This is a genomic window from Pseudomonas sp. N2-3-1-14 (assembly GCF_041228395.1).
Lineage (GTDB): Bacteria > Pseudomonadota > Gammaproteobacteria > Pseudomonadales > Pseudomonadaceae > Aquipseudomonas.
Map to the genome: position 1 here is coordinate 4,531,859 of NZ_CP166199.1, position 22,981 is coordinate 4,554,839.

General features: G+C 61.9%; 24 protein-coding genes, 1 pseudogene and 1 riboswitch. Of the genes and pseudogenes, 6 read left to right on the forward strand and 19 right to left on the reverse strand.

All coding sequences use genetic code 11. From position 1 onward, the window contains the following. Nucleotides 1-14: 14 nt before the first annotated feature. Both rmuC and AB5I78_RS20900 read right to left on the reverse strand, forming a co-directional pair. Nucleotides 15-1,379, reverse strand: coding sequence for a DNA recombination protein RmuC (gene rmuC / locus AB5I78_RS20895; RefSeq protein ID WP_178119661.1), 1,365 nt, complete (start codon nt 1,377-1,379; stop codon nt 15-17). Between the two features lie 175 nt (nt 1,380-1,554). Next, nucleotides 1,555-1,878, reverse strand: a complete 324-nt coding sequence (locus tag AB5I78_RS20900; protein ID WP_043293316.1) for a hypothetical protein — start codon at nt 1,876-1,878, stop codon at nt 1,555-1,557. A 458-nt stretch (nt 1,879-2,336) separates the two neighbouring features. Between AB5I78_RS20900 and AB5I78_RS20905 the strand changes: the two genes are divergently transcribed. After that, complete coding sequence (locus AB5I78_RS20905; protein ID WP_145158927.1) at nt 2,337-2,642, forward strand: hypothetical protein; 306 nt, start codon at nt 2,337-2,339, stop codon at nt 2,640-2,642. A gap of 114 nt (nt 2,643-2,756) precedes the next feature. Here the strand turns inward: AB5I78_RS20905 and AB5I78_RS20910 are convergent. The 10 genes and pseudogenes from AB5I78_RS20910 to cobO form a co-directional block, all read right to left on the reverse strand. After that, nucleotides 2,757-3,200, reverse strand: a pseudogene (locus AB5I78_RS20910) (adenosylcobinamide-GDP ribazoletransferase); the annotation flags it as partial. A 2-nt stretch (nt 3,201-3,202) separates the two neighbouring features. Next, nucleotides 3,203-3,778 carry an alpha-ribazole phosphatase family protein gene (cobC, locus tag AB5I78_RS20915; RefSeq protein ID WP_369301270.1) on the reverse strand — a complete coding sequence of 192 codons (576 nt, stop codon included), beginning with the start codon at nt 3,776-3,778 and terminating at the stop codon, nt 3,203-3,205. After that, nucleotides 3,775-4,830 (reverse strand): nicotinate-nucleotide--dimethylbenzimidazole phosphoribosyltransferase, encoded by a 1,056-nt coding sequence (cobT, locus tag AB5I78_RS20920; protein ID WP_369301271.1) that lies wholly within the window; start codon nt 4,828-4,830, stop codon nt 3,775-3,777. The genes cobC and cobT overlap by 4 nt, the downstream gene beginning before the upstream one ends. Beyond that, on the reverse strand, nt 4,827-5,348 hold the full coding sequence (gene cobU, locus AB5I78_RS20925; RefSeq protein WP_369301272.1) for a bifunctional adenosylcobinamide kinase/adenosylcobinamide-phosphate guanylyltransferase: 522 nt from the start codon (nt 5,346-5,348) through the stop codon (nt 4,827-4,829). The genes cobT and cobU overlap by 4 nt, the downstream gene beginning before the upstream one ends. Nucleotides 5,349-5,580: 232 nt before the next feature. Next, complete coding sequence (locus AB5I78_RS20930) at nt 5,581-7,032, reverse strand: cobyric acid synthase (protein WP_369301273.1); 1,452 nt, start codon at nt 7,030-7,032, stop codon at nt 5,581-5,583. Next, the gene (gene cobD / locus AB5I78_RS20935; RefSeq protein WP_145158945.1) at nt 7,029-8,018 is read right to left on the reverse strand and encodes a threonine-phosphate decarboxylase CobD; all 990 of its coding nucleotides are present in this window, start codon (nt 8,016-8,018) and stop codon (nt 7,029-7,031) included. Before cobD ends, AB5I78_RS20930 begins: the two co-directional genes overlap by 4 nt. Continuing rightward, nucleotides 8,011-8,919, reverse strand: coding sequence for an adenosylcobinamide-phosphate synthase CbiB (gene cbiB, locus AB5I78_RS20940; protein WP_369301274.1), 909 nt, complete (start codon nt 8,917-8,919; stop codon nt 8,011-8,013). The genes cobD and cbiB overlap by 8 nt, the downstream gene beginning before the upstream one ends. Next, a complete protein-coding gene (bluB, locus tag AB5I78_RS20945; protein ID WP_369301275.1) occupies nt 8,916-9,566 on the reverse strand; it encodes a 5,6-dimethylbenzimidazole synthase in 651 nt (216 codons plus the stop codon). The genes cbiB and bluB overlap by 4 nt, the downstream gene beginning before the upstream one ends. Then, entirely contained in the window at nt 9,563-10,954 is a 1,392-nt protein-coding gene (locus AB5I78_RS20950) for a cobyrinate a,c-diamide synthase (protein ID WP_369301277.1), read from the reverse strand. Before AB5I78_RS20950 ends, bluB begins: the two co-directional genes overlap by 4 nt. Continuing rightward, complete coding sequence (gene cobO / locus AB5I78_RS20955; RefSeq protein ID WP_369301279.1) at nt 10,951-11,562, reverse strand: cob(I)yrinic acid a,c-diamide adenosyltransferase; 612 nt, start codon at nt 11,560-11,562, stop codon at nt 10,951-10,953. The genes AB5I78_RS20950 and cobO overlap by 4 nt, the downstream gene beginning before the upstream one ends. A 79-nt stretch (nt 11,563-11,641) precedes the next feature. Then, nucleotides 11,642-11,892: riboswitch (cobalamin riboswitch) on the reverse strand. Between the two features lie 99 nt (nt 11,893-11,991). On the opposite strand from cobO, the gene AB5I78_RS20960 reads away from it, so the two are divergent. Then, on the forward strand, nt 11,992-13,305 hold the full coding sequence (locus AB5I78_RS20960; protein ID WP_369301280.1) for a sorbosone dehydrogenase family protein: 1,314 nt from the start codon (nt 11,992-11,994) through the stop codon (nt 13,303-13,305). Nucleotides 13,306-13,378: 73 nt separating this feature from the next. On the opposite strand, the gene AB5I78_RS20965 is transcribed toward AB5I78_RS20960, so the two are convergent. The 5 genes from AB5I78_RS20965 to AB5I78_RS20985 form a co-directional block, all read right to left on the reverse strand. Beyond that, complete coding sequence (locus AB5I78_RS20965; protein WP_145158957.1) at nt 13,379-13,918, reverse strand: C40 family peptidase; 540 nt, start codon at nt 13,916-13,918, stop codon at nt 13,379-13,381. A gap of 145 nt (nt 13,919-14,063) precedes the next feature. Further along, nucleotides 14,064-14,693, reverse strand: coding sequence for a C40 family peptidase (locus tag AB5I78_RS20970; protein ID WP_106576408.1), 630 nt, complete (start codon nt 14,691-14,693; stop codon nt 14,064-14,066). Nucleotides 14,694-14,906: 213 nt separating this feature from the next. Then, the gene (gene hda / locus AB5I78_RS20975; RefSeq protein WP_017134884.1) at nt 14,907-15,611 is read right to left on the reverse strand and encodes a DnaA regulatory inactivator Hda; all 705 of its coding nucleotides are present in this window, start codon (nt 15,609-15,611) and stop codon (nt 14,907-14,909) included. Nucleotides 15,612-15,813: 202 nt separating this feature from the next. Beyond that, entirely contained in the window at nt 15,814-16,887 is a 1,074-nt protein-coding gene (locus AB5I78_RS20980; RefSeq protein ID WP_242195687.1) for an AI-2E family transporter, read from the reverse strand. A gap of 42 nt (nt 16,888-16,929) precedes the next feature. Next, complete coding sequence (locus tag AB5I78_RS20985; RefSeq protein WP_242195690.1) at nt 16,930-17,970, reverse strand: DUF2066 domain-containing protein; 1,041 nt, start codon at nt 17,968-17,970, stop codon at nt 16,930-16,932. A gap of 354 nt (nt 17,971-18,324) precedes the next feature. On the opposite strand from AB5I78_RS20985, the gene purM reads away from it, so the two are divergent. From purM to AB5I78_RS21005, 4 genes are all read left to right on the forward strand, one after another. After that, the gene (purM, locus tag AB5I78_RS20990) at nt 18,325-19,383 is read left to right on the forward strand and encodes a phosphoribosylformylglycinamidine cyclo-ligase (protein ID WP_145158963.1); all 1,059 of its coding nucleotides are present in this window, start codon (nt 18,325-18,327) and stop codon (nt 19,381-19,383) included. Then, complete coding sequence (gene purN / locus AB5I78_RS20995) at nt 19,383-20,033, forward strand: phosphoribosylglycinamide formyltransferase (protein ID WP_145158965.1); 651 nt, start codon at nt 19,383-19,385, stop codon at nt 20,031-20,033. Before purM ends, purN begins: the two co-directional genes overlap by 1 nt. 8 nt (nt 20,034-20,041) lie before the next feature. Then, the gene (locus AB5I78_RS21000) at nt 20,042-20,755 is read left to right on the forward strand and encodes a DUF3108 domain-containing protein (RefSeq protein WP_106576404.1); all 714 of its coding nucleotides are present in this window, start codon (nt 20,042-20,044) and stop codon (nt 20,753-20,755) included. 377 nt (nt 20,756-21,132) lie between these two features. Continuing rightward, complete coding sequence (locus AB5I78_RS21005) at nt 21,133-21,321, forward strand: hypothetical protein (RefSeq protein WP_145158967.1); 189 nt, start codon at nt 21,133-21,135, stop codon at nt 21,319-21,321. Between the two features lie 134 nt (nt 21,322-21,455). Here AB5I78_RS21005 and AB5I78_RS21010 read toward each other — a convergent pair whose 3' ends face one another. After that, nucleotides 21,456-22,001, reverse strand: a complete 546-nt coding sequence (locus tag AB5I78_RS21010; RefSeq protein WP_014719402.1) for a DUF2058 domain-containing protein — start codon at nt 21,999-22,001, stop codon at nt 21,456-21,458. Between the two features lie 25 nt (nt 22,002-22,026). After that, nucleotides 22,027-22,860 (reverse strand): nucleoside triphosphate pyrophosphohydrolase, encoded by an 834-nt coding sequence (gene mazG, locus AB5I78_RS21015; protein WP_369301283.1) that lies wholly within the window; start codon nt 22,858-22,860, stop codon nt 22,027-22,029. Between the last annotated feature and the right edge of the window lie 121 nt (nt 22,861-22,981).

A 22,981-nucleotide genomic window follows, 5' to 3' on the forward strand; every position in this document is an offset into this window, starting at 1 on the left:
ACATTGACCGTGTGCTACTCCGGTAAGTGTGCGACGCCGTCGGAGTCGGTCATCGCCCGTTCGAGCAAATCCGCTGGCAGGCTCTTGCTCGCACGCGCACCCAGCAACCTTAACTGCTCGGTTCGGCTGACCAGATTTCCACGGCCATCCGTCAGCTTGTTTCGCGCCGCGCTGTAGGCCTTATCCAGCTGCTGCAGGCGGTTGCCGACTTCATCCAGGTCCTGAATAAACAGTACGAACTTGTCATACAGCCAGCCGGCGCGCTCGGCAATTTCCCGCGCGTTCTGGCTCTGGCGTTCCTGCTTCCACAGGCTGTCGATCACCCGCAGGGTGGCCAGCAAGGTGGTGGGGCTGACGATCACGATATGGCGGTCGAACGCTTCCTGGAAGAGGTTCGGCTCAGCCTGCAACGCGGCGGAGAACGCGGCCTCTATCGGCACGAACAACAGCACGAAATCCAGGCTGTGCAGACCTTCGAGGCGCTTGTAATCCTTGCCGGCCAAGCCTTTGACGTGATTGCGCAGGGACAGCACGTGCTGTTTCAGCGCCGCCTGGCCGATCACATCGTCATCCGCTGCAACGTACTGCTGATAGGCGGTGAGGCTGACCTTGGAATCGACCACCACCTGCTTGTCGCCGGGCAGCATGATCAACACGTCCGGCTGGAAGCGCTCGCCGTCCGGGCCTTTGAGGCTGACCTGGGTCTGATACTCGCGGCCCTTCTCCAGCCCGGCATGTTCAAGCACGCGCTCAAGAATCAGCTCGCCCCAGTTGCCCTGGGTTTTCTGGCCCTTGAGCGCGCGCGTGAGGTTGGTGGCCTCGTCCGACAGTCGCAGGTTCAGTTGCTGCAGGCGCTCAAGCTCCTTGGCCAGGGAAAAGCGCTCGCGCGCCTCATTCTGGTAGCTTTCTTCCACGCGCTTTTCAAACGACTGGATGCGTTCCTTGAGCGGGTCGAGCAATTGGCCCAGGCGTTCCTGGCTGGTTTCGGCAAATCGTTGCTCACGTTCGTCGAAGATCTTGCCGGCAAGCTCGGCGAACTGCGCACGCAGCTCGTCCCGCGAGCCTTGCAGGTCAGCAAGGCGTTGTTGATGGCTTTCCTGTTGTTCGCGCAGTTCGGCGCGCAACGCCGAGGACAGCGCATCGAGGCGGCGCAGCTCGGTTTCCTTGGCGCTGCGGTCGAGGTTCCAGGCGTGGGCGGCGTCGCGGGCGTTATCGCGGTCGATCTGGAGCAATTCGACTTCACGGCGAACGGCGGCCAGGTCAGCTTGTTTGGCGGCGTTGGCCTGGCTCAGGTCACTGATCTCGTCGCGGCTGGCGTCGAGTTGCGCGGCCAGCCCTTCCTGGGCCAGTTGCGCGGTGGCCAGGCGCTCTTCGAGCAGTTCCCAGCCGGTCATGCGCGCGCTCAGCCGCCGTTGGAGCTGCCAGCACAGGGCCAATAAAGGCACTGCAGCGCCAGCCAGGCCCAAGGCAACACTGGTCCAGTCAAAAGCCATCGCCATTTCTGCCATCACCGAAAAAGAGCAAGGTTAACCAAGCGTGGGGCTTGAGGACAGCTCAGTCTTCGACCTGCCCCAGTTCGCGCTGGGCGCGGCGGTCGCCGGCACGGGCAGCCAGGCGCAACAGGTCATGGCCGATGCGGCGGTCGCGGGCGTTGCCGCACTCACGGCACATCAGCTGGCCCAGGCGGCTCTGCGCGGCAACCACACCTTCACGGGCCGGCTGCTTGAGCAAGCGCCCGGCGAAGTGCTTGACGTTGGTGCTGTGCCCCAGGCGCGGGCTGTCGAGCAGCCACAAGGCGACTTTCAAGGAGAAACGCTTGGGTGCGGTAACAGTCTGAGGGGTGTCGGTAACAGATGGTGATACTGAGCGAAACTTCATAAAGCACTGCGGGACAGAACGGAAGGCGCGCCACTCTACTCTTTTTTTCCTACAGGTAAAGCTGAAAAATCCCTGCACGCCCGTTCTAGAGCAAGCGCTTGGGACAATCCACAGAAGCTGTGGATAACTCAGTGGACAACCCACCTTTAACGCGCGCAAAGGCCCATGGAACGGGGGCCGCAGTCAAACTGACGATTTTTTCACCAATAAAAAAAAGCGATATTTTTCATTGACTTAAATTTTCATTGCAGGCAAATGGCGGCGCTTCCAGGCCGTTGACAGACGGGTTACATACCTCGCAACTAATGTGCACAAGTACCCACCCACTGGCTATATGGCGCCGGTTTTTTGCTTCGACACGTCCTAAAAATGTTACCGACAGGCCAAACCAGGCACTTTTCAAATCCTCGCCGGCTCGCCACACTGGCCCACTCCCACACGCAACCTACCAAGGCTCGATGAAAGGAATCCTCTTATTCGCCGTGTTGCTGCTGGCCATCTGTGTAACTTCATTGGCGGTCAATGCCGCGCTGCCCTCCCCCGACGGCGCGCTGTTTGCCATCGCCATCCTGGTATCAGCGGCGTTTACTGCCGTAATGCTGTGCATAGAGTTGAGTGAAGGCCGAATCAACGACATGCGCGAGGTGATGAATGTGATCGAGACCGGCCGGTCCTGGCGCTTGACCCTGGCGGCCTACGGACTCGGCTGCTCATTGGCCGCGACGGCCACCGTGCTGGTCTATCACGGGTTGTTGGGCGGCTGAATTAAGTTTTTTGGCTAGCACACTTCCCTTCCGTGTTTCAATCCGTTACTATCCGCGGCGTTAGTACCAAGCTGAAAGTCAATTCTGGTCGAACAACTCCCCTGAACAACACGGGATCGAAGCGCGCCCGATCAGCGGCGCCAGAATCACCGCCGCGCCGTTGTGCTGCTCGATCAAGGCCACCAGTGCGGTGAATTTGAGCAACAACACCAGCCCCAGAATGACCACGGCAATCGGCCCGCTGCGCGGGTCTTTCATGATAGTCAGCGTGCGCTCGCGGTCGCCAAAGCCGCCGAGCCAGGCATCGGCGCTGTCCGCCAGCCCGTCTAGATGCAAGCCGCCACTGAGCAACACCCAGGCTGTCAGCACCAGCGCCGCATGCAGCAATAACGGTGCGCCCATCAGGGCGGTGTTCAGGGCCCACAACAGCAGCCCGAACAGCAACCCCACCACCGGGTAAAACAGCAACGAACGCCCCAATTCCTGAGGCTGCGGCATGCCGGGCAGACGAATCGGCAGGCTGCTGAGAAATTGCAGGGCGATCCAGAACGCCAGCATCCTCAGACTCCTTCCTTCAGCAGACCGTCGGCCATCACCTGCAGGCTGAACAGCCCACCGTGGCCGACCTCGACATTCAGTAGCTGCTCACGCGGCAAACCGCGCGCCTGCGCCAGCAGCAGCCGCATCACGCCACCGTGGCTGATCAACAGCACGCGCTGTGCGGCATATGCCTGATGCAAGCGTGAGACGGCGCCGAGAACGCGTGCAGAAAAATCGCTGACGCGCTCGCCTTCAGGCGGTGTAAAGCTGTAAGGATCGGCCCAGAACCGGCCCAGTCCTTCGGCATCGGTTTGCATCAGCGCCGCCGCGCTCTGCCCTTCCCAGGCGCCGAAGTGCAGCTCCTGCAGATCCTTTTCCAGGCTCACCGGCACCCCAAGCCGTGCGCCCAGCTCGTGGGCGAACAGCGCGCAGCGTTGCAGTGGCGAACTGACCAACCGGTCCCACGGCCCCTGCTCCGCCACGGCGGCGCGCATCTGCTCCCAGCCTTTGGCGGTGAGCGCGTCGTCCAAGCTGCCGCGCAGGCCGCCGCCCAGCTCGGTTTCGCCGTGGCGCAGCAGGTCCAGGTGCAAGGTCATGCCGGGCGGTCTGCCACGGCGGCTTCGGCGAACGTCGCCATCTGCCCGTGCAGCGCGCACGCCAGGCGCAACAACGGCACCGCCAGCGCCGCACCGCTGCCCTCACCCAGGCGCAGGCCCAGTTCCAGCAGCGGTTGCGCGTCGAGGCTGTGCAGCACATGACGATGACCGGGCTCAGCGCCGCGGTGGCCGAACACCAACCACTCACGGCACGCCGGATTCAGGCGTGTAGCCACCAGCGCCGCGACCGTGCAGATAAACCCGTCCACCAGCACCACGATGCCTTCCTGGGCGCAGGCCAGATAAGCCCCCACCAACGCGGCAATTTCGAAACCACCCAGGTTGAACAACGTGTTCAACGCGTCGTCACGTTGCGCCGCATGCAAGGCCAGCGCGCGTTCAATCACCGCCACTTTGTGGCTGACGCCCTGGGCGTTCAAGCCGGTGCCCGGGCCGGTCAGGTCGCTCACCTGGCAATCGAGCAACGCGCACGCCAAGGCACTGGCAGCGGTGGTATTGCCGATGCCCATCTCGCCGCCGATAAACAGCTGTGCGCCGTTTTGCAACGCACGGTGCGCACTGTCACGCCCGGCTTGCAGGGCAAGTCGCCCTTGCGCTGCGGTCATCGCCGGGCCGTTGACGAAATTGGCCGTGCCGGCGCCGATATTCAGATGACGCACACCCGGCAGATCCAACGACGGCGTGACGGTGCCGAGGTCGACCACTTCCAGCTGCGCATTCAACTGCCGCGCCAATACGCCGATGGCCGCACCCCCGGTGACAAAGTTGTGCAACATCTGGCCGGTCACTTCCTGTGGAAATGCCGATACGCCTTCTGCGACCACGCCATGGTCACCGGCGAAGATGGCGATCCACACCTGATCCACCGCAGGTTTGACCTGGCCTTGCAAGCCGGCCAATTGCACCGCGATGGCTTCGAGCTGGCCGAGCGAGCCGGCTGGCTTGGTCAATTGCTGCTGGCGAGCCAGCGCGTGTTCATGCGCCGAAGTGTCGACGGCCTTGCAGGGGTTGAGCCACCAGGAGTCAGTCATAACGCAGTACCTTTCAAAGTCAGGGGCAGGCCGGCGACGGTCAGGACCACACGCTGACACCGCTCGGCCAAGGCTTGATGCAGCCAACCGGCTTCATCCACATAGCGGCGAGTCAATTCGCCCAGCGGCACGACACCCATTCCGGTTTCGTTGCTGACAAAAATGATTTCACCCGGCAGCGAGGCCAGGGTTTGCAGCAGTTGATCGCGCTCGAACGCCAGGCGTGCGGGGTTCTCCAGCATCAGCAAGTTGGTGAGCCACAGGGTCAGGCAATCCACCAGCAGGCAGCGGTCGGCGGCGGCGCTTTCGCGCAGTACACGCGCCAGCTCGATGGGTTCTTCGATCAGCCCCCAATGATCGGGACGGCGCTGGCGATGCAGTGCGACACGCTCGTTCATCTCGCCGTCCAGCGGCTGACTGGTGGCGATGTAGGTGACATGCAAGCCACACTCACTCGCCAGCTTTTCGGCGAGGCGGCTCTTGCCGGAACGGGCGCCACCGAGGATCAGTTGATACATGGGAAGGCACCTGTGTCGGCCGGCTGATAGGGTGAGGCGGGCACTGCCCCGTGTGGGAGCGGGCTTGCTCGCGAACGCGGCGTGTCAGTCAGCCGATTTGTCACTGAAGCACCCCATTGGCGAGCAAGCCCGCTCCCGCTGCTGAGGTGAGGTGCATCAGTTGAACCGGGGTTGGCTGGCCGGGCGCCACCGCAGGCGGGCCGGCGCCTGCTGGGGGATCGGGTGTACACCGTCAGATCCCGCATAGCTTGCGCAACAGTTCGGTGTCCAGATGGTGCTCCACCAGGTCCGCCAGGCGCTCAATATCGCGCTCGCGCAGGGCGTGGTAATCCACCTCTTGCACATCCTGCAGCCCGGCCCAGCGCAGTAACGCGCTGCACGCCGCCGGGGTTTCGAACACGCCGTGCAGATACGTGCCAAGAATCTGGCCGTCTTCACTCAGGGCGCCGTCACAGCGGCCGTCATCCAACAGCACGGCGGCGTTCGCCAGGGCACTGCCGGCGGTCACGCCCGCATGGATTTCATAACCACTGACTTCGGCATCTTCCAGCAGCAACCGTCCGCGCACATTGCGCAATTGTTTCTCTTGTTCCAGCGTGGTGCTGAACGCCAGCAACCCCAGGGCCTTGCTGGAACCGGCCAACCCTTCCAGGCCGAGCGGGTCGTGCACCTGCTCGCCGAGCATCTGCAACCCGCCGCAAATCCCCAGCACCTTGCCGCCATAGCGCAAGTGCCGCGCAACGGCAGTGTCCCAGCCGTTGGCGCGCAAATAGGCCAGATCGCTGCGCACGCTTTTCGAGCCCGGCAGGATGATCAGGTCGGCAGCCGGAATGGCCTGGCCAGGGCCGATAAACTGTAAATCCACCTGGGGATGCAAACGCAGCGGGTCAAAATCCGTGTGATTGCTGATGCGCGGCAACACCGGCACCACCACCTTGAGTACTTGGGCGGCCTTGTCGATCTGGCGCTGGTCGATGCCGTCTTCGGCTTCCAGGTGCAGGTCCATCACGTAGGGCAGCACGCCCACTACCGGCTTGCCGGTATGCGCTTCGAGCCAATCGAGCCCCGGCTGCAACAGCGCGATATCACCGCGAAAGCGATTGATAATGAAGCCTTTGACCCGCGCCTGCTCGGTCGGCGACAGCAATTGGAGGGTGCCGACCAGATGCGCAAACACGCCGCCGCGATTGATATCGGCGATCAGCAGCACCGGGCAATCCACGGCCTCGGCGAAGCCCATATTGGCGATGTCATTGGCGCGCAGGTTGATCTCCGCCGGGGAGCCCGCGCCTTCCACCATCACCACAGGGTAGGCCTCGCTCAACCGTGCATGGGAGGCGAGCACCGCCTGCATCGCAATGGCTTTGTAGTCGTGATAGGCCACGGCGTTCATGCTGGTCACGGCACGGCCATGGATAATCACTTGGGAGCCGGTGTCACTGTTGGGCTTGAGCAGCACCGGGTTCATGTCGGTGTGCGGCGCCAGGTTGGCGGCCTGGGCCTGCACGGCCTGGGCGCGGCCGATCTCGCCGCCCTCAGCGGTGACGGCGCTGTTGAGCGCCATGTTCTGCGGTTTGAACGGCACCACGCCAATGCCTTGGCGTACCAGCCAACGGCACAGCGCGGTCACCAGCGTACTTTTACCGGCGTCAGACGTGGTGCCTTGCACCATCAACGTACTCATGCGGCGTCCTTGTAAGCGGCCAGGGCCTCATCGAGTCGCAACCAATCGGCCTCAGTGTCGGGCAGACCGAAGCGCAGGCTGCTGTCATGGACAAACAGGCGCAGCAGGATGCCGCGCTGGGCCATGAATTCGTGCAGGCGTTCGGCGTGTGGGGTGATCAGCCATTGGAACAACGCGCAACCGCCCTTAGGCTCAAAGCCGTGGCGCTCAAGCAGCGCAAACAAGCGCTGGCCAGCCTCGATACAGCGATGACGCTGTTCGGCATGCCCGGCCGTATCGCGCAGGCACACCTGGCCAAGCACCCGTGTCGGCCCACTGACTGCCCACGGGCCGAGCTGTTCGGCCAACAACTTGAGCAGCTTGCGTTCCGCCAGCACAAAGCCCAGGCGCACACCGGCCAGGCCGAAGAACTTGCCGAATGAGCGCAACACAATCAGGCCGACTTGATGGGCCTGGCTGGCGAGGCTCAATTGCGGGGTCACGTCCATAAACGCTTCGTCCACCACCAGCCAGCCGCCGCGCTGGGCCAGCCGTGAGTGCCAGTCGAGCAGGCGCTGCGGCGGCAGACTCAGGCCGGTGGGGTTATTTGGATTGACCACCACCAGCACGTCGAGGCCGTCGAGAAAAAAGTCGACTTCCTGCTCCTGCACTTCGCGCACCACGTAACCGGCACGGCGCCAGGCTTCGGCGTGTTCGGCATAACACGGCGACAACACGCCGACCTTGCCGGAACGGCGCAAGCGCGGCAGCAACTGAATCGCCGCCTGGGAACCCGCCACCGGCAACACGTGGGCGGCGCCGTAGTACTCGCTGGCGGCCTTTTCCAGGCCGTCGTCGGTTTCCGGCAATCGCGCCCAGGCCCGCAGCGGAATCTCGGGAATCGGCCACGGCCAGGGCGCCAGGCCGCTGGACAGGTCGAGCCAGTCCGCCTCGGCAATCCCGTACTGAATCACTGCCCTGCGCAGCCGGCCACCGTGCTCAAGCATAAAATTGCGCCCCCGCGCACAGGATCAACAGCCATAACCATACGCCGCGCTGCACCAGTTGCCAGCCACGGTCGATGGCGTCGGCATCGGCCGCCGGGCCTTCGCCCAACTGCGCACGCTGATGCAGCTCGCCGTGATAAATCGCCGCGCCGCCCAATTCAACACCCAAAGCGCCCGCACCCGCCGCCATCACCGGCCCGGCGTTGGGGCTGTCCCAGGTCGGCGCCTGGGTGCGCCAGCATTTAAGCGCCAGGCAGGTTTTGCCGAGTACCGCGTAGGTCAACGCCACCAGACGCGCAGGAATGTAGTTGAGCACATCGTCGATTTTTGCCGCCGCCCAGCCGAAACGCTCAAAGCGCTCGTTGCGATAACCCCACATGGCATCGAGGGTGTTGCTCAAGCGATAAAGCACCACGCCGGGCACGCCGGCCACGACAAACCAGAACAGCGCGGCGAACACCGCATCGCTGCCGTTCTCGAGCACCGATTCAGTCGCGGCGCGCGCGACTTCAGTGCTGTCCAGTTCGCTGGTCTGACGGCTGACGAGGTAGCTCACGCGTTTACGCGCTTCATCCAGGTCACCGCTGCGCAACGCCTGGGCGACGGGAATCACGTGCTCGCCAAGGCTGCGCATGCCCAGCGCCATGTACAGCGCCAGAATCTCCAGCACCCAGCCGATATACGGCGCCCACGACAACAGGGTGGCCAGCAACGTCAGCGGCACCACCGCGATAAACCATGCGGTCACGCCGTGGCTGCGCCACCCGCGGCCGCCGCTGTTGAAACGTTTTTCGATACGCCCGGCAAAGTTGCCGAACGCCACCAGCGGATGCCAGCGCCTGGGCTCGCCCAGCAGCGCATCCAGCGCCACCGCAGCGACACACAGCAAGGCCACACTCATTGACTCACTCCCCACACATTCTCATACACCATTTCACTCAGCGGCCGTGGTTCGGTCCAGCCTTCGAGTTGCAACATCGGTGCCGGGTAGAACTCGGCCACCGGGCCCAGGCACAACACGGCCAGGGGCTTTGCACCCGCCGGCAACCCCAGCAGGTCGGCCAGGGCCTGGGGTTCGAACAACGAAACCCAGCCCATCCCAAGGCCTTCGACGCGGGCGGCCAGCCACAGGTTCTGGATTGCACAGGATAACGAGGCCATGTCCATTTCCGGCAAGGTGCGCCGGCCAAAGATGTGGCGTTCGCGATCATCCATCAGCGCAGCCACCAGCACTTCGGCGCAGTCGTGGATGCCTTCGACCTTGAGCTTCATGAATTCGTCGGAGCGCTGGCCCAGGGCCTCGGCGGTGCGCACGCGCTCTTCTTCCACCAGTTGCTGGATTTGGCCGCGCAGGGCGCGGTCGCTGATGCGGATGAATCGCCACGGTTGCATCAAGCCGACGCTGGGTGCCTGGTGTGCGGCCTGGAGCAGGCGTTGCAGCAACTCGGGGGCCACGCTGCCGCCGGTGAAGTGGCGCATGTCACGGCGTTCGGCGATGGCGCGGTAGACGGCCTGGCGTTCGGCTTCGGGGAAGGCGTTGTCAGTCATGGCCCTATCGCGGGCAAGCCCGCTCCCACATTGGATTGAGTTTCAACTTGGTCAGTTGTGGGAGCGGGCTTGCCCGCGATAGCGATCTCAGGGCCAGGCGCAAACAATGCAGCCACCGCCGCCGGGTTGGAGGGGAAGTAAAAGTGCACGTAGGAAGCCGTCATCCGCCCCTGCCTGTAAACCGCCTCGGCGCCACGCCCGCCGTTAGGGCTCAAGCCTCGGGCGATCGGCTGCCACTCGGTGCTGGTCAGCGAATGGTGATAGGTATGGCCGCGCAGCACGCCTTCCGGCAACTCGACACTTTGCAAAGCCAGCGCCGCCAGCTTCTTTTGCATCACCGCGTCGCCCTGCAGCAGGCCAACCAATTCGGCACGGGTGCCGTCGACATCGGTCAGCGAGTCCAGCAGGTAGAGCATGCCGCCGCACTCGGCGAGCAAGGGTTTGCCCGCCGCGTGATGCGCGCGAATGGCGTTAAGCATCGGGGTGTTTTCCGACAGCGCCTGGTGGTGCAATTCCGGGTAACCACCGGGCAGATAGAGGCTGTCGGCCTCAGGCAATTGGCTATCGTGAATCGGCGAGAAGAAGCGCAACTCAGCGCCCATCGCACGCAGCAGGTCAAGGCTTGCACCGTAGGTAAACGCAAAGGCTTCGTCGCGGGCCACGGCGATGCGCACGCCCGCCAGCAGCGGCTCGGCCTCGATCACTTCGGGCGCGGCGAACGTTACCGGTGGCGGCACGGCGACTTCGCAGCTGCTGCCCAGGGCTTGGGCGGCGGCGTCCAGGCGCATATCGAGGTCATTCAATTCGCTGGCTTGCACCAGGCCCAGGTGGCGGCTGGGCAACTCGATGCCGGTTTCACGCGACAACGCGCCGTACCAGCGCAGGCCTTCAGTGAGGCTGCCTTCAAGCAATTGCGCATGGCGCAGGGTGCCAACGCGGTTGGCCAGCACGCCGGCGAACGGCAGGTCCGGCTGATAGCGCGCCAGGCCCAAGGCCAGCGCGCCGAAGGTCTGGGCCATAGCGGTGCCGTCGATCACGCCCAGCACCGGCACACCAAAGTGCCGCGCCAGGTCGGCGCTGGAAGGCGTACCGTCGAACAGGCCCATCACGCCTTCGATCAGGATCAGGTCAGCCTCGCCCGCCGCTTCCCACAGCAAACGGCGACTTTCCTGCTCGCCGACCATCCACATGTCCAACTGGTACACCGGCGCACCGCTGGCGCGCTCGTGAATCATCGGGTCGAGGAAGTCCGGCCCGCACTTGAACACGCGCACCTTGCGCCCCAGGTTGCGGTGCAAACGGGCGAGCGCGGCGGTGACGGTGGTTTTGCCCTGGCCGGATGCCGGTGCGGCGATCAGTACGGCCGGGCAATGACGGGGCTGATTCAAAGTTCGACGCCCTTCTGTGCCTTGATACCGGCCTGGAACGCGTGCTTGAGCATGCCCATTTCGGTGACGGTGTCGCCCATTTCGATCAACTCGGGCTTGGCGCCACGGCCGGTGACCACCACGTGCTGCATCGGCGGGCGGGCTTGCAGGTCGCTGAGTACCTGGTCCAGGTCGAGGTAGCCGTGCTTGAGGGCGATGTTCAGTTCATCCAGCACCACAAGGCCGATGGAAGGGTCTTGCAGCATTGCGCGGGACACCGCCCAGGCGGCTTCAGCGGCGGCGATGTCGCGCTGACGGTCCTGGGTTTCCCAGGTAAAGCCTTCGCCCATCACGTGAAAGCGCACTTGCTCGGGGAAGCGGCGGAAGAACAGCTCCTCGCCGGTGCTGTTGCGCCCCTTGATGAATTGCACCACGCCGCACTGCATGCCGTGGCCCATGGCGCGGGCAAGCATGCCAAACGCCGAGCTGCTTTTGCCTTTACCGTTGCCGGTCAATACCAGCAGCAAGCCGCATTCGTTCGGGGAGTTGGCGATGCGCTCGTCGATCACGGCTTTTTTGCGCAGCATGCGCGCCAGGTGGTGTTCGTCGCGGTCGGGGGAATCGGTCATGGCAGCTCTCCGTTGGGGCTGGACAAAAAACGGCGGGCAGGAAAATAGACAAACAGACAGCCAAGCATCGCCCACCGTGATGCTGTTGGATGATCCAGGCCGGTCTCCGGACTCATGAGTGGCGCTTGCTCAGCGAGCGAGCAGGCCGACGGCGCGCCTTCCCATATCACGCGGATACAGTGGCAAAAGGCACCGTTTTGACTCATTTACCGTTGCGGGGGCAGCGCCGGAATCGCGGCAGCACTGTGTACAAGTGCGCTCACTCACCGGCTTCCCTGTTTCACTCTGTCGACCCACAGGTCACAGAGCACCTGGAACAAGCCGCGAAGGTTAGTGGGTTGGGGGTGGAGCGTCAATTAAAGCCGGCCTTGCACTTGAACGATCGGACCGGCAAACGCCTCTACCCTTACAGGTATCAAGGAGAAAACCATGCATAAAACCAGACTTGCCTTACTGATCATGCTCGCAGGCACCCTCGCCGCCTGCGGTGAAAGCTCTACCCTGCAGGTGTCCGACGGCACCGGACCTTCGCCCAAGCTGCCGGAGCCGAACAAAACCCTGATCCCCACCGTAAACATTGCCCCGGCGATTGGCTGGCCAGACGGCGCGAAGCCTACGGCCGCCGCCGGCACTCAGGTCGCGGCGTTTGCAGACGGCCTGGATCACCCGCGCTGGTTGTATGTATTGCCCAACGGCGACGTGCTGGTGGCAGAAACCAACGCGCCGCCCAAGCCGGATGATGCCAAGGGCATTCGCGGCTGGGTGATGGAGAAGGTCATGGGGCGCGCCGGTGCGGCCGTGCCGAGCCCGAACCGCATCACCCTGCTGCGCGATGCCGATCACGATGGCGTGGCGGAGACCCGCACCGTGTTCCTGGAGAACCTCAACTCGCCGTTCGGCATGACCCTGGTCGGCAACGACCTGTACGTGGCGGACTCGGACAAACTGCTGCGCTTCCCCTATCAACCGGGCGAAACCGCGATCAAGGCTGCCGGCACCACGGTGGTTGACCTGCCGGGCGGCAGCATCAACCACCACTGGACGAAAAACGTGGTGGCCAGCAAGGACGGCAGCAAGCTGTACGTGAGTGTTGGCTCCAACAGCAACGTCGGCGAAAACGGCCTGGCAGCCGAGGAAGGCCGCGCGGCGATCTGGGAAGTCGACCGCGCCACAGGCCAGCACCGGATTTTCGCCTCCGGCCTGCGCAACCCCAACGGCATGGCCTGGGAACCGCAGAGCGGCAAGCTGTGGACGGCGGTGAATGAGCGCGACGAGATCGGCAGCGACCTGGTGCCGGACTACATCACGTCGGTCAAGGATGGCGCGTTTTATGGCTGGCCATTCAGCTACTACGGGCAACACGTGGATGTGCGCGTCACACCGCAGAACCTGGACCTGGTCGCCAAGGCCATCGCTCCGGACTATGCCGTGGGGCCACACACCGCGTCCTTGGGACTGACCTTCGCCGAGGGCAGCAAACTGCCGGCGCAGTTCAGCAACGGCGCGTTTATCGGCCAGCACGGTTCGTGGAACCGCAAACCGCACAGTGGCTACAAGGTGATCTTCGTGCCGTTCGAAGGCGGCCAACCCAAAGGCCAGCCGGTGGATGTGCTGACCGGGTTTCTCAACAGCGATGAGAAAGCCATGGGCCGACCGGTCGGCGTGGTGATTGATCAGCAGGGAGATTTGCTGGTGGCCGATGACGTGGGGAATAAGGTGTGGCGGGTGTCGGCAGCCAAATAGCCGATCCCGGGTACAGCCTAAAACCAATGTGGGAGCGGGTTTGCCCGCTCCCACATTGGGATCTGCACTCGCCTTACGGGTTACGCGCCAGACTCGCCGGCAACACGCGCTTGGCGCTCAGGTAGGCATTTTGCCAATAGGCTTTGGACAGCGTATCCAGCTTCACCGTGCCGCCGGTCTGCGGTGCATGCACGAATCGCCCTTCGCCCACGTAGATGCCCGCGTGGCTCACCTTTGAGCCGCCGCCAGTGGCGAAGAAGATCAGGTCGCCGGTCTGCAGGTTATTTTCGCTCACGTCCTGGGCACGCATCACGATCAATTCACGGGTGGTGCGCGGCAGGCTGATGCCCGCGGCGTCACGGTAGACAAACCCGATCAGGCCGCTGCAATCAAACCCGGAGTCCGGCGTGTTGCCGCCCCAGCGATAAGGCGTGCCGACCAGGCCCAGCGCACGAAAGAGCACGTCTTCGGCTGCCGGCGAAAAATTCTGCGTGGAGTAATTGAACACCGGCTTGGGCTTAACCGCTACGGGAGCGGGCGGCGGTGGACGGCTTGCGCAGGCGCTGAGGAGCGCGGCGCAAACAAGAAGAATGAGGCGGGCTGAGGTCGACATGGGCAGAACAATCCTGGTCTGGATGCGGCTTTTCGCTGCCGAACGCTGAAAACCAGAACGCGCAAGCAAAGCTCGCGCGAACGGATTACAACAATATCCAGGGATTCTAGCGCTTACACGTCAAACTTCAAGTATCACTTTAACTTTACTTACTAGCGGTAACCGTCGTCGGGGCCATGGCGAGTGCGCGCTTGGCTTCGATGAAGGTTTTGCTCCAGTAGCTGTCACCCAGGTTGTCGACGCGCACACCACCACTGCGACGGCTGCTGGAGTGAATAAACTGGTTATCGCCCAAGTAGATACCGGCGTGACTCACACGACCACGGCCCGCCGTACTAAAGAAAAGCAGATCACCGGGCTTGAGGTTATTGCGTGCGACCAACGGTGCATCCACGTTGATCATTTCGCGGGTCGAGCGAGGCAGGTTCATGCCGGCTTCTTCACGAAACAGGTAGCCGATGAAGCCGCTGCAGTCGAAACCGGCCTCAGAGGTACCGCCGAAACGGTAACGGGTACCGATCAGGGACATGCCGCGTTCAAGAATGCTGTCGGCCAGAACTGGAAGCTGGTAAGGCTTGCTGCCGGCGAAGTCGGCGAGTTCTTTTTCAGTTGCAACTTCTTCCTCGTAAACAGTGGAAGACTGCGTTGCAACGAATTTTGCCTGGGACTGTTGTGCTGGTTTTTGCTGCTCAGCCACGTTTTGAGTGTGGGTGGCGCAACCGAACAACAGGGTAACGAGTGCGAGAGGCACGAGGGGTGCGAAGCGATTTAGCATGGGCACGACCGTGGCTGGTATGTAAAGAAGTCGAGACTATGCCCACTATCACATCGATTTGCAAATTCAATCGTGATCTATGTGACTTCTTGTTTGAACGATGACATCTAACCGCTTAACACCCATTACATGCCTTTTGCGTGGCCAAAGCGGCCCAAACGCAGGTTTTCTGGCGCCTGAAATTTGCCGAAAGCCGCGCACTACAAGGGCTGGCTACCAGCCGAGGGTTTCCTTGAGGAAGGGGATGGTCAGCTTGCGCTGGGCCTGCAACGAGGCCTGATCGAGCTGTTCGAGCAAATCGAACAATGCACTCATGCTGCGGGTGCCGCGAGTGAGAATAAAATGCCCGACTTCGTCGGTAAGGTGCAGGCCGCGACGGGATGCACGCAATTGCAGGGCACGCAATTTGTCCTCGTCGGACAATGGGCGCATCTGGAAAATCAGCGCCAGGGTCAGGCGCGACTTGAGGTCGGCCAGCTTCACCGGCAATTCACGCGGCGAGGTAGACGCGGCGATCAACAGGCGCCGGCCGCTGTCACGCAGCCGATTGAACAGGTGGAACAGCGCCTCTTCCCAATCCGCCTTGCCAGCAATCGCCTGCAGATCATCCAGGCACACCAGTTCGTATTGCTCCAGGTGGTCGAAGATGCCGATACCACGGTCCATCAACTCCGCCAACGGCAGGTAAACCGCCGGTTCGCCCATTTGCTCGAAGCGCAGGCACGCCGCCTGCAACAGGTGGGTACGCCCCACGCCGTGCTTGCCCCACAGATAGATCAGGCTTTCAGTCCACCCGGCGTCGGCTTCGCAAAGCCGCTCGACATAGCCGAGTGCAGCGGCATTGGCGCCTGGGTAGTAATTGATAAAGGTGGCGTCGTCACGCAGACGCACACCCAAGGGCAGCTGAATCGGTTTCATGCTGACTGAACGGCTCCAAACGAACCGTTAGTGGCCTCTGTGTAAAGTTTGCAAAGTTTATACCCGTGACGCCGGGCGCACAATGCAGCAGACCACAAGCAAAATCAAAGGTTTGCGTTAACTTGGGCGATTTGCGCAATTGTTTGACGCCCTGCCCGTAGAAACAACAAACCCGGCCTGGGCCGGGTTTGTGACGAAGCGGTTACAGGTCGGGGTCTTCAACCCCGGTGTACACATCCGAATCCTTGTACAGATCATGCACATGGCGCACCAGCACCATGATCACCGCCGCCACCGGCAGCGCCAACAGGATGCCCGTAAAACCAAACAGCTCACCGCCAGCCAGGATCGCGAAGATCACCGCCACCGGGTGCAGGCCGATCCGGTCGCCCACCAGCAAGGGCGTCAACACCATCCCTTCAAGGGCCTGGCCGACCATAAACACCGCAACAATCCCGAGCATCGGGTACAGGTCGCCGCCAAACTGGAACAACCCCGCCACCAGCGCCGCGCCAATCCCGATCACAAAGCCCATGTACGGCACGATGGCAGCCAGACCGGCAATCAAGCCGATCAACAGGCCCAGCTCCAGGCCGATCGCCATCAACCCCGCGGCGTAGATGATCCCCAGCGCGAGCATCACCAGCAACTGGCCCCGCACAAACGCGCCCAGCACCTCATGGCACTCTTCCGCCAGGGAGACGATGCGCTCCTCGTTGTTGCGCGGCAGCAGGCCGCGGATCTTGGCCATCATGATGTCCCAGTCACGCAGCAGGTAGAACGCCACCACCGGGATCAGCACCAGGTTGGTCAACCAACCGATCAATGCCAAACTGGACGCCGTGGCCTGACTGAGCACGACACCGACAATATCGGTGGTCTGCCCCATGTGCTCACTGATCGCCGCCTTGACCTTGTCGAACTTCCAGAAACCGTCCGCCAGCCCCAGCTTGGCCTGCGCCCACGGCATTGCCGTGTGCTGCAGCCAGTCAAGCATCTGCGGCGCCAGTTCATACAGGCGAAACAGCTGCTTGGCCAGCATCGGCACCAGCACCAATACCAGCGCGGTGATGATCAACGTGAACAAGGCAAACACCGCTACCACACCCAAGGTGCGCGACAGGCCGGCCTTCTCCAGGCGATCCACCACGGGATCGAACAGGTAAGCCAGCAGCAGCGCGACCAGGAACGGCGTCAGGATCGAATGTAGCAAGAACACAAAAACGCACAGCAGGACAATCCCGCCAAGCCACACCCAACGACGCGTATCCGCCATAAACCACTCCATTATTTGCTTCTATCTATAGAGGAAGAACACTTACCACCGAAAACGCAGCTGAGCCTGAGGTTCAGGTGCTGCGGGTGCCTGGGCACCCTCTGCCACCGGCGGCTGAACAGCAGCTTCGCCCGCAGGCACTTCCTGCAACTTGGCCAGGCTCAACTGAGTACGCAACTGATCAGCACTGCCGTTGACGCGGTACACAATGCGAGTGCCGTCGACCAACTGCGGCTGACCACCAAAAGGTTCGAGCAGATGGCCCAGTGCAGCGTAGCGTTCCAGGTTCATGCCCTGCACTTCGAGCAATTGCTCACTGCTCACACCGGGCTTGACCGCAAAACGTGGCGCCAGCTTTTGGCTGACAGCGAGCAATACGGCGTCGGCCACGGCAGCGGTGTCGGCGCCTTGGGCGGTGCCCTGCTCAGTTTTGTCGCCCAGCCACAGGCGCCATTTGGCCTGCCACTGATTGCCTTCCTGACGGGCGTGCACCGCGAGCAACGCGTCGGCCCCGTAGCGCTCGGAGGCTGCACGCAGTGGCGTGGCATCGGCGCTTTCCAGATTCGGCGCAGTGGCGACGACCTGTTCATCCAGATCACCCAACGGCAGGCGCAACGGCAAACCCCGGTGTTGCGCCGCACGGCGCAGGGCACCGGCAATGGCTTGACCATCACCCACCAGGCTGCTGCCTTCGGTGGAGTCGTTCAGCCACCAGCCGAGAATCGACGGCCGATTACTGCCCCAGATAGACAGGCCCGCTGCACGCAGGGCGCGATCGGTGCTCACCGGGTCGAAATCCACCTGCAGGCTCTCGGGTGGGCCAGCGTCGTAGCCATATTGGCTGATGATTTGCTGCGGATCTTTGCGAATTGCCGCCAGGCCCGGGCCTTCGGCGGCCTTGGCGTCGCCGGTCAGGCGGATCACCAGGGTTTGCACGGCTCGCTGGGTCGCTTGGTCGCGCTCTTGGGGCGACTGGCTGCTGACCGGTTCAAGCACTTGATACAGGCCATTGAGGGTTTCGGCATGACTCGCCAGGCTGACCAACGACAAGCAGCCTACAAAGAAGAATTTACACAGACGCATGGAAGATTCCCGAACGACAAATTTAGCGGCTGGAACAGACCGCGTGAACCCGGCTTGCCAGGCTGTGACCACAGCAGCCGGTAAAACATTCACAGGGTCGCGGTAAGTTTTCGTACTGTCATAACGATAGCGGGTTAAAGGCTATACCTTAATACGCGCCATCACAGAGACGATTAGCAATTTTTTAACCGCGCTTTTTAACCTTTATGGCCCTGCCCGTCGGCCCGAGGATGGCCGCTGCCCCTCAAGCCTGATAAAATCGCGCGCCTTCGCAGACCGTCAACGGCTGGGCCTCTTCACGAAAGCCTTCGCCAGCTCGGTCGTTACCCAGAAATCCCCCTAAAGGCCTGGATCATGAGCAAGCAACCCTCCCTGAGCTACAAGGACGCCGGTGTAGACATCGACGCCGGTGAAGCATTGGTCGAACGCATCAAGAGCGTCGCCAAGCGCACTGCGCGCCCCGAAGTCATGGGCGGCCTGGGCGGTTTTGGCGCCCTCTGCGAAATCCCGGCCGGCTACAAGCAGCCTGTGCTGGTCTCCGGCACCGACGGCGTGGGCACCAAGCTGCGCCTGGCCTTGAACCTGAACAAGCACGACAGCATCGGCATCGACCTGGTTGCCATGTGCGTCAACGACCTGGTGGTGTGCGGCGCCGAGCCTCTGTTCTTCCTCGACTACTACGCCACCGGCAAGCTCAACGTCGAGACCGCGACTCAGGTTGTGACCGGCATTGGCGCGGGCTGCGAACTGTCGGGTTGCTCCCTGGTCGGCGGCGAAACCGCTGAAATGCCAGGCATGTACGAAGGCGAAGACTACGACCTGGCCGGTTTCTGCGTCGGCGTTGTCGAAAAATCCGAAATCATCGACGGCTCCAAAGTCGCTGCCGGTGACGCCCTGCTCGCGCTGCCATCCTCGGGCCCGCACTCCAACGGCTACTCACTGATCCGCAAGATCATCGAAGTGTCCGGCGCCGACATCGAGAACATCCAACTCGACGGCAAGCCGCTGACCGACCTGCTGATGGCCCCGACACGCATCTACGTCAAACCACTGCTCAAGCTGATCAAGGACACTGGCGCCGTCAAAGCCATGGCCCACATCACTGGCGGTGGCCTGCTGGACAACATCCCGCGCGTCCTGCCAAAAGGCGCCCAGGCGATTGTCGACGTGGCCAGCTGGCAGCGTCCTGCGGTATTCGACTGGCTGCAAGAGAAAGGCAACGTCAACGAGACCGAGATGCACCGCGTGCTGAACTGCGGCGTCGGCATGGTCATCTGCGTGGCTCAAGAGCATGTTGAAGCGGCGCTGAACGTTCTGCGTGAAGCGGGCGAGCAGCCATGGGTCATCGGCCAGATCGCGACTGCCCCGGAAGGCGCAGCTCAGGTTGAACTGAAGAACCTCAAGGCTCATTGATGTCTCAGACCTGTGATGTCGTGGTGCTGCTTTCCGGCACCGGCAGTAACTTGCAGGCCCTGATCGACAGCACGCGCACCGGCGATAGCCCGGTGCGCATCGCTGCGGTGATCTCCAATCGCAGCGACGCCTACGGCCTGCAACGCGCCAGGGACGCGGGCATTGAAACCCGCTCCCTGGATCACAAGGCTTTCGAAGGCCGCGAGGCCTTCGACAGCGCCTTGATCGAACTGATCGACGCCTTCAACCCCAAACTCGTGGTCCTCGCCGGCTTCATGCGCATTCTGAGCGCCAATTTCGTGCGGCACTACGAAGGGCGCCTGCTCAATATCCACCCCTCCCTGCTCCCCAAGTACAAAGGCATGCACACGCACCAGCGTGCGCTTGAGGCTGGCGACAGCGAGCACGGCTGCAGCGTGCACTTTGTGACCGAGGAACTCGATGGCGGCCCTCTGGTCGTACAGGCAGTGGTTCCGGTAGAGTCTGCAGATTCAGCGCAGACACTTGCGCAACGGGTTCACACCCAGGAACACAGGATTTACCCGCTGGCTGTTCGCTGGTTTGCCGAGGGGCGGTTGATTCTTGGCGATCACGGTGCATTATTGGACGGCCAATTACTTGCGGCCAGCGGCCACTTGATTCGAACCTAGGAGATTTTATGCGTCGCGCCTTGCTCTTCGCTTTTGCGCTGTTCGCCTTGCCTGCCGTGCAAGCAGCAGACCTTCACCCTTTCTCCGCCAGCTACACCGCCGACTGGAAACAGTTGCCCATGAGTGGTTCGGCCGAACGCAGCCTGACCAAGAATGACAATGGCACCTGGACCTTGAACTTCAAGGCTTCCATGATGATCGCCAGCCTCACCGAAACCAGCGTGATCCTGTTCGACAAGGACGCACTGCAACCCAAGAGCTACAGCTTCGAACGCGGCGGCCTGGGCAAGGCGAAGAAGATCAACCTGGATTTCGACCACGCGGCCAACAAGGTCACCGGTTTCGAAAACAAGGACCCGGTCAACGTCACGCTCGAAAGTGGCATGCTCGACAAATCGACTTATCAGCTTGCCCTGCAGCGCGACGTCGCCGCCGGCAAAAAAAGCATGAGCTACCGCGTGGTCGAAGGCACCGACGTCGATACTTATGACTTTCGCGTGATCGGCCCGGAAAAGGTCCAGACCAAAGCCGGCGCCATCGATGCGATCAAGGTTGAGCGCGTGCGCGACCCTTCCCAGAGCAAGCGCATCACCCAGATGTGGTTTGCCAAGGACTGGGGCGGCATCCTGGTTGCCCTGCGTCAGGTGGAAACCGACGGCAAGGAATACAACATCATGCTGCTGGACGGCACCGTTGACGGCAAGGCTGTCAAAGGGAGCTGATCGGCTGATGAGCTGAAAAACGAGCCTCGCTGAATGCGGGGCTTTTTTTCGCCTGCAGGTTGTGTGTTGGAGCGTCTACCGCTATCGCAGGCAAGCCAGCTCCCACACTGGAATGCATTTCAACGGTGGGAGCTGGCTTGCCTGCGATGGCGTTGGAGTGGGCAGAACAAGGCTAAAGACCAAGAAGAACATGAAACTTTTGTCATAAAACTCAGCCCCCTGCGACGCAATGTCGCGGATTACGGGGCCTGCGGGACAGTTGCAGTTTGTGCAATGAATTGTTGCGTGCAAAATCGGTTTACTTAGCAAGCTAACAAAACATATAAAAGAGGCCTGCGACGACTTGCCGCAGATCAACCAGAGATTGGAGCAAGCAGATGACTGTAAAAGTAACTGAACGCGACGATGCACACATGTCTCACGAAGCACTGGGCCATGGGATTCATATCTGGGATGTCCATCAACAAGACCAGCTGGTCGGCATGTTCCACAACGAGAACGAAGCCCACAATTATAAAAACGAGCTCGAATCTCTAGAGATGAAACGCCAGGCACAAAGCTCCTGAATACTGAAATCCGCTAGGCCCCCAGCCCCACGCAGCCAGGGTGCCTATAAACACAAACCCCGCCTTTTGAGCGGGGTTTGTGTTTATAGGCTTTGGCGTTGGGCGCGCCTGGCACGCCCGATTGTTTTAACGCCTTACCACATCAAGTCATCCGGGATCTGGTACGCGGCGTATGGATCATCCTCATCCGGCACCTGGCTTTCGGTGAGGATATTGAGCTGCACGATACGCTCCGGCGCACGCTCCTGAATCTTCAGCGCCGCCTCACGCGGGATCACCTCGTAACCGCCGCCATGGTGCACGATTGCCAGGGAGCCGTTGCTCAGCTTGTTGCGCATCAGCGTGTTGACCGACAGGCGCTTGACCTTCTTGTCATCCACGAAGTTGTAGTAGTCCTCGGTGGTCAGCTTAGGCAGGCGCGAGGTCTCGATCAATTGTTTGACCTGGGCCGTACGGGCCTTGGCCTCGGCTTTTTCCTGCTGCTGGCGGTTCAGCTCCTGGTCGCGCTTGACCTTCTCGGCGTGCGCCTCGGCGGCCAGGCGTGCCTGGGTGTCGTCCACTTCGGCTTGGCCCTTGTGGACCAGGCGCTGCTGCTTCTGTTTCTCTTTGCCGACCTGCTTGGCCTGCTTTTGGTTAACCAGACCTGCTTTAAGCAACTGGTCGCGAAGGGAAAGGCTCATGGTGCTTACTCACTTAGGCAACTGCTTAACCGCAGCTGGACAGATTCTTTTCCTGGCGTTTGGCTTCACCCCACAGGGCGTCCAACTCTTCGAGGGTGCAATCTTCTATGGATTGATGCGTATCGCGCAATGCCTGTTCGATAAATCGGAAACGTCGTTCGAACTTGGCATTGGCGCCACGCAACGCAGCTTCCGGGTCAACCTTCAGATGCCGGGCCAGGTTGACCGCTGCAAACAGCAGGTCACCGACTTCATCGGCAATCGCCACCGGGTCGTTATCGGCCATGGCTTCGAGCACTTCATCCAGCTCTTCGCGCACGTTGTCCACCACCGGCAAGGCGGCGGGCCAGTCAAAGCCGACCTGGCTGGCGCGCTTTTGCAATTTGGCGGCGCGCGACAGCGACGGCAATGCCGTGGGCACGTCATCGAGCAGGGACAGCTGCAGTGGCGCGTCGGACTTTTCCGCGCGCTCCTCAGCCTTGATCTGCTCCCAACGCTCCTTGACCTGCTCTTCGCTCAGCTGAGGAATATCCAGCGGCGCATACAGATCACCCGTCGGGAACACGTGAGGATGGCGGCGAATCAACTTGCGGGTAATGCTGTCGATCACCCCGGCAAATTCAAAACGCCCCTCCTCCCGCGCCAACTGGCTGTAATACACCACCTGAAACAACAGGTCGCCCAGTTCGCCTTGCAGGTGATCAAAGTCGCCGCGCTCGATGGCATCAGCGACTTCGTAGGCTTCTTCCAGGGTGTGCGGGACGATGGTTGCGTAGGTTTGCTTGATGTCCCACGGGCACCCGTACTTTGGGTCTCGCAGGCGGTTCATCAGGTGCAGCAGGTCTTCAAGTGAATACATCAGTCAATCTCTGTCCGCGTTCAGTGGGAGCTGGCTTGCCTGCGATGCAGGCGACTGGGTGTAGCTGGCAGACCCAGGCGATGCTATCGCAGGCAAGCCAGCTCCCACATAAAACTGCCCC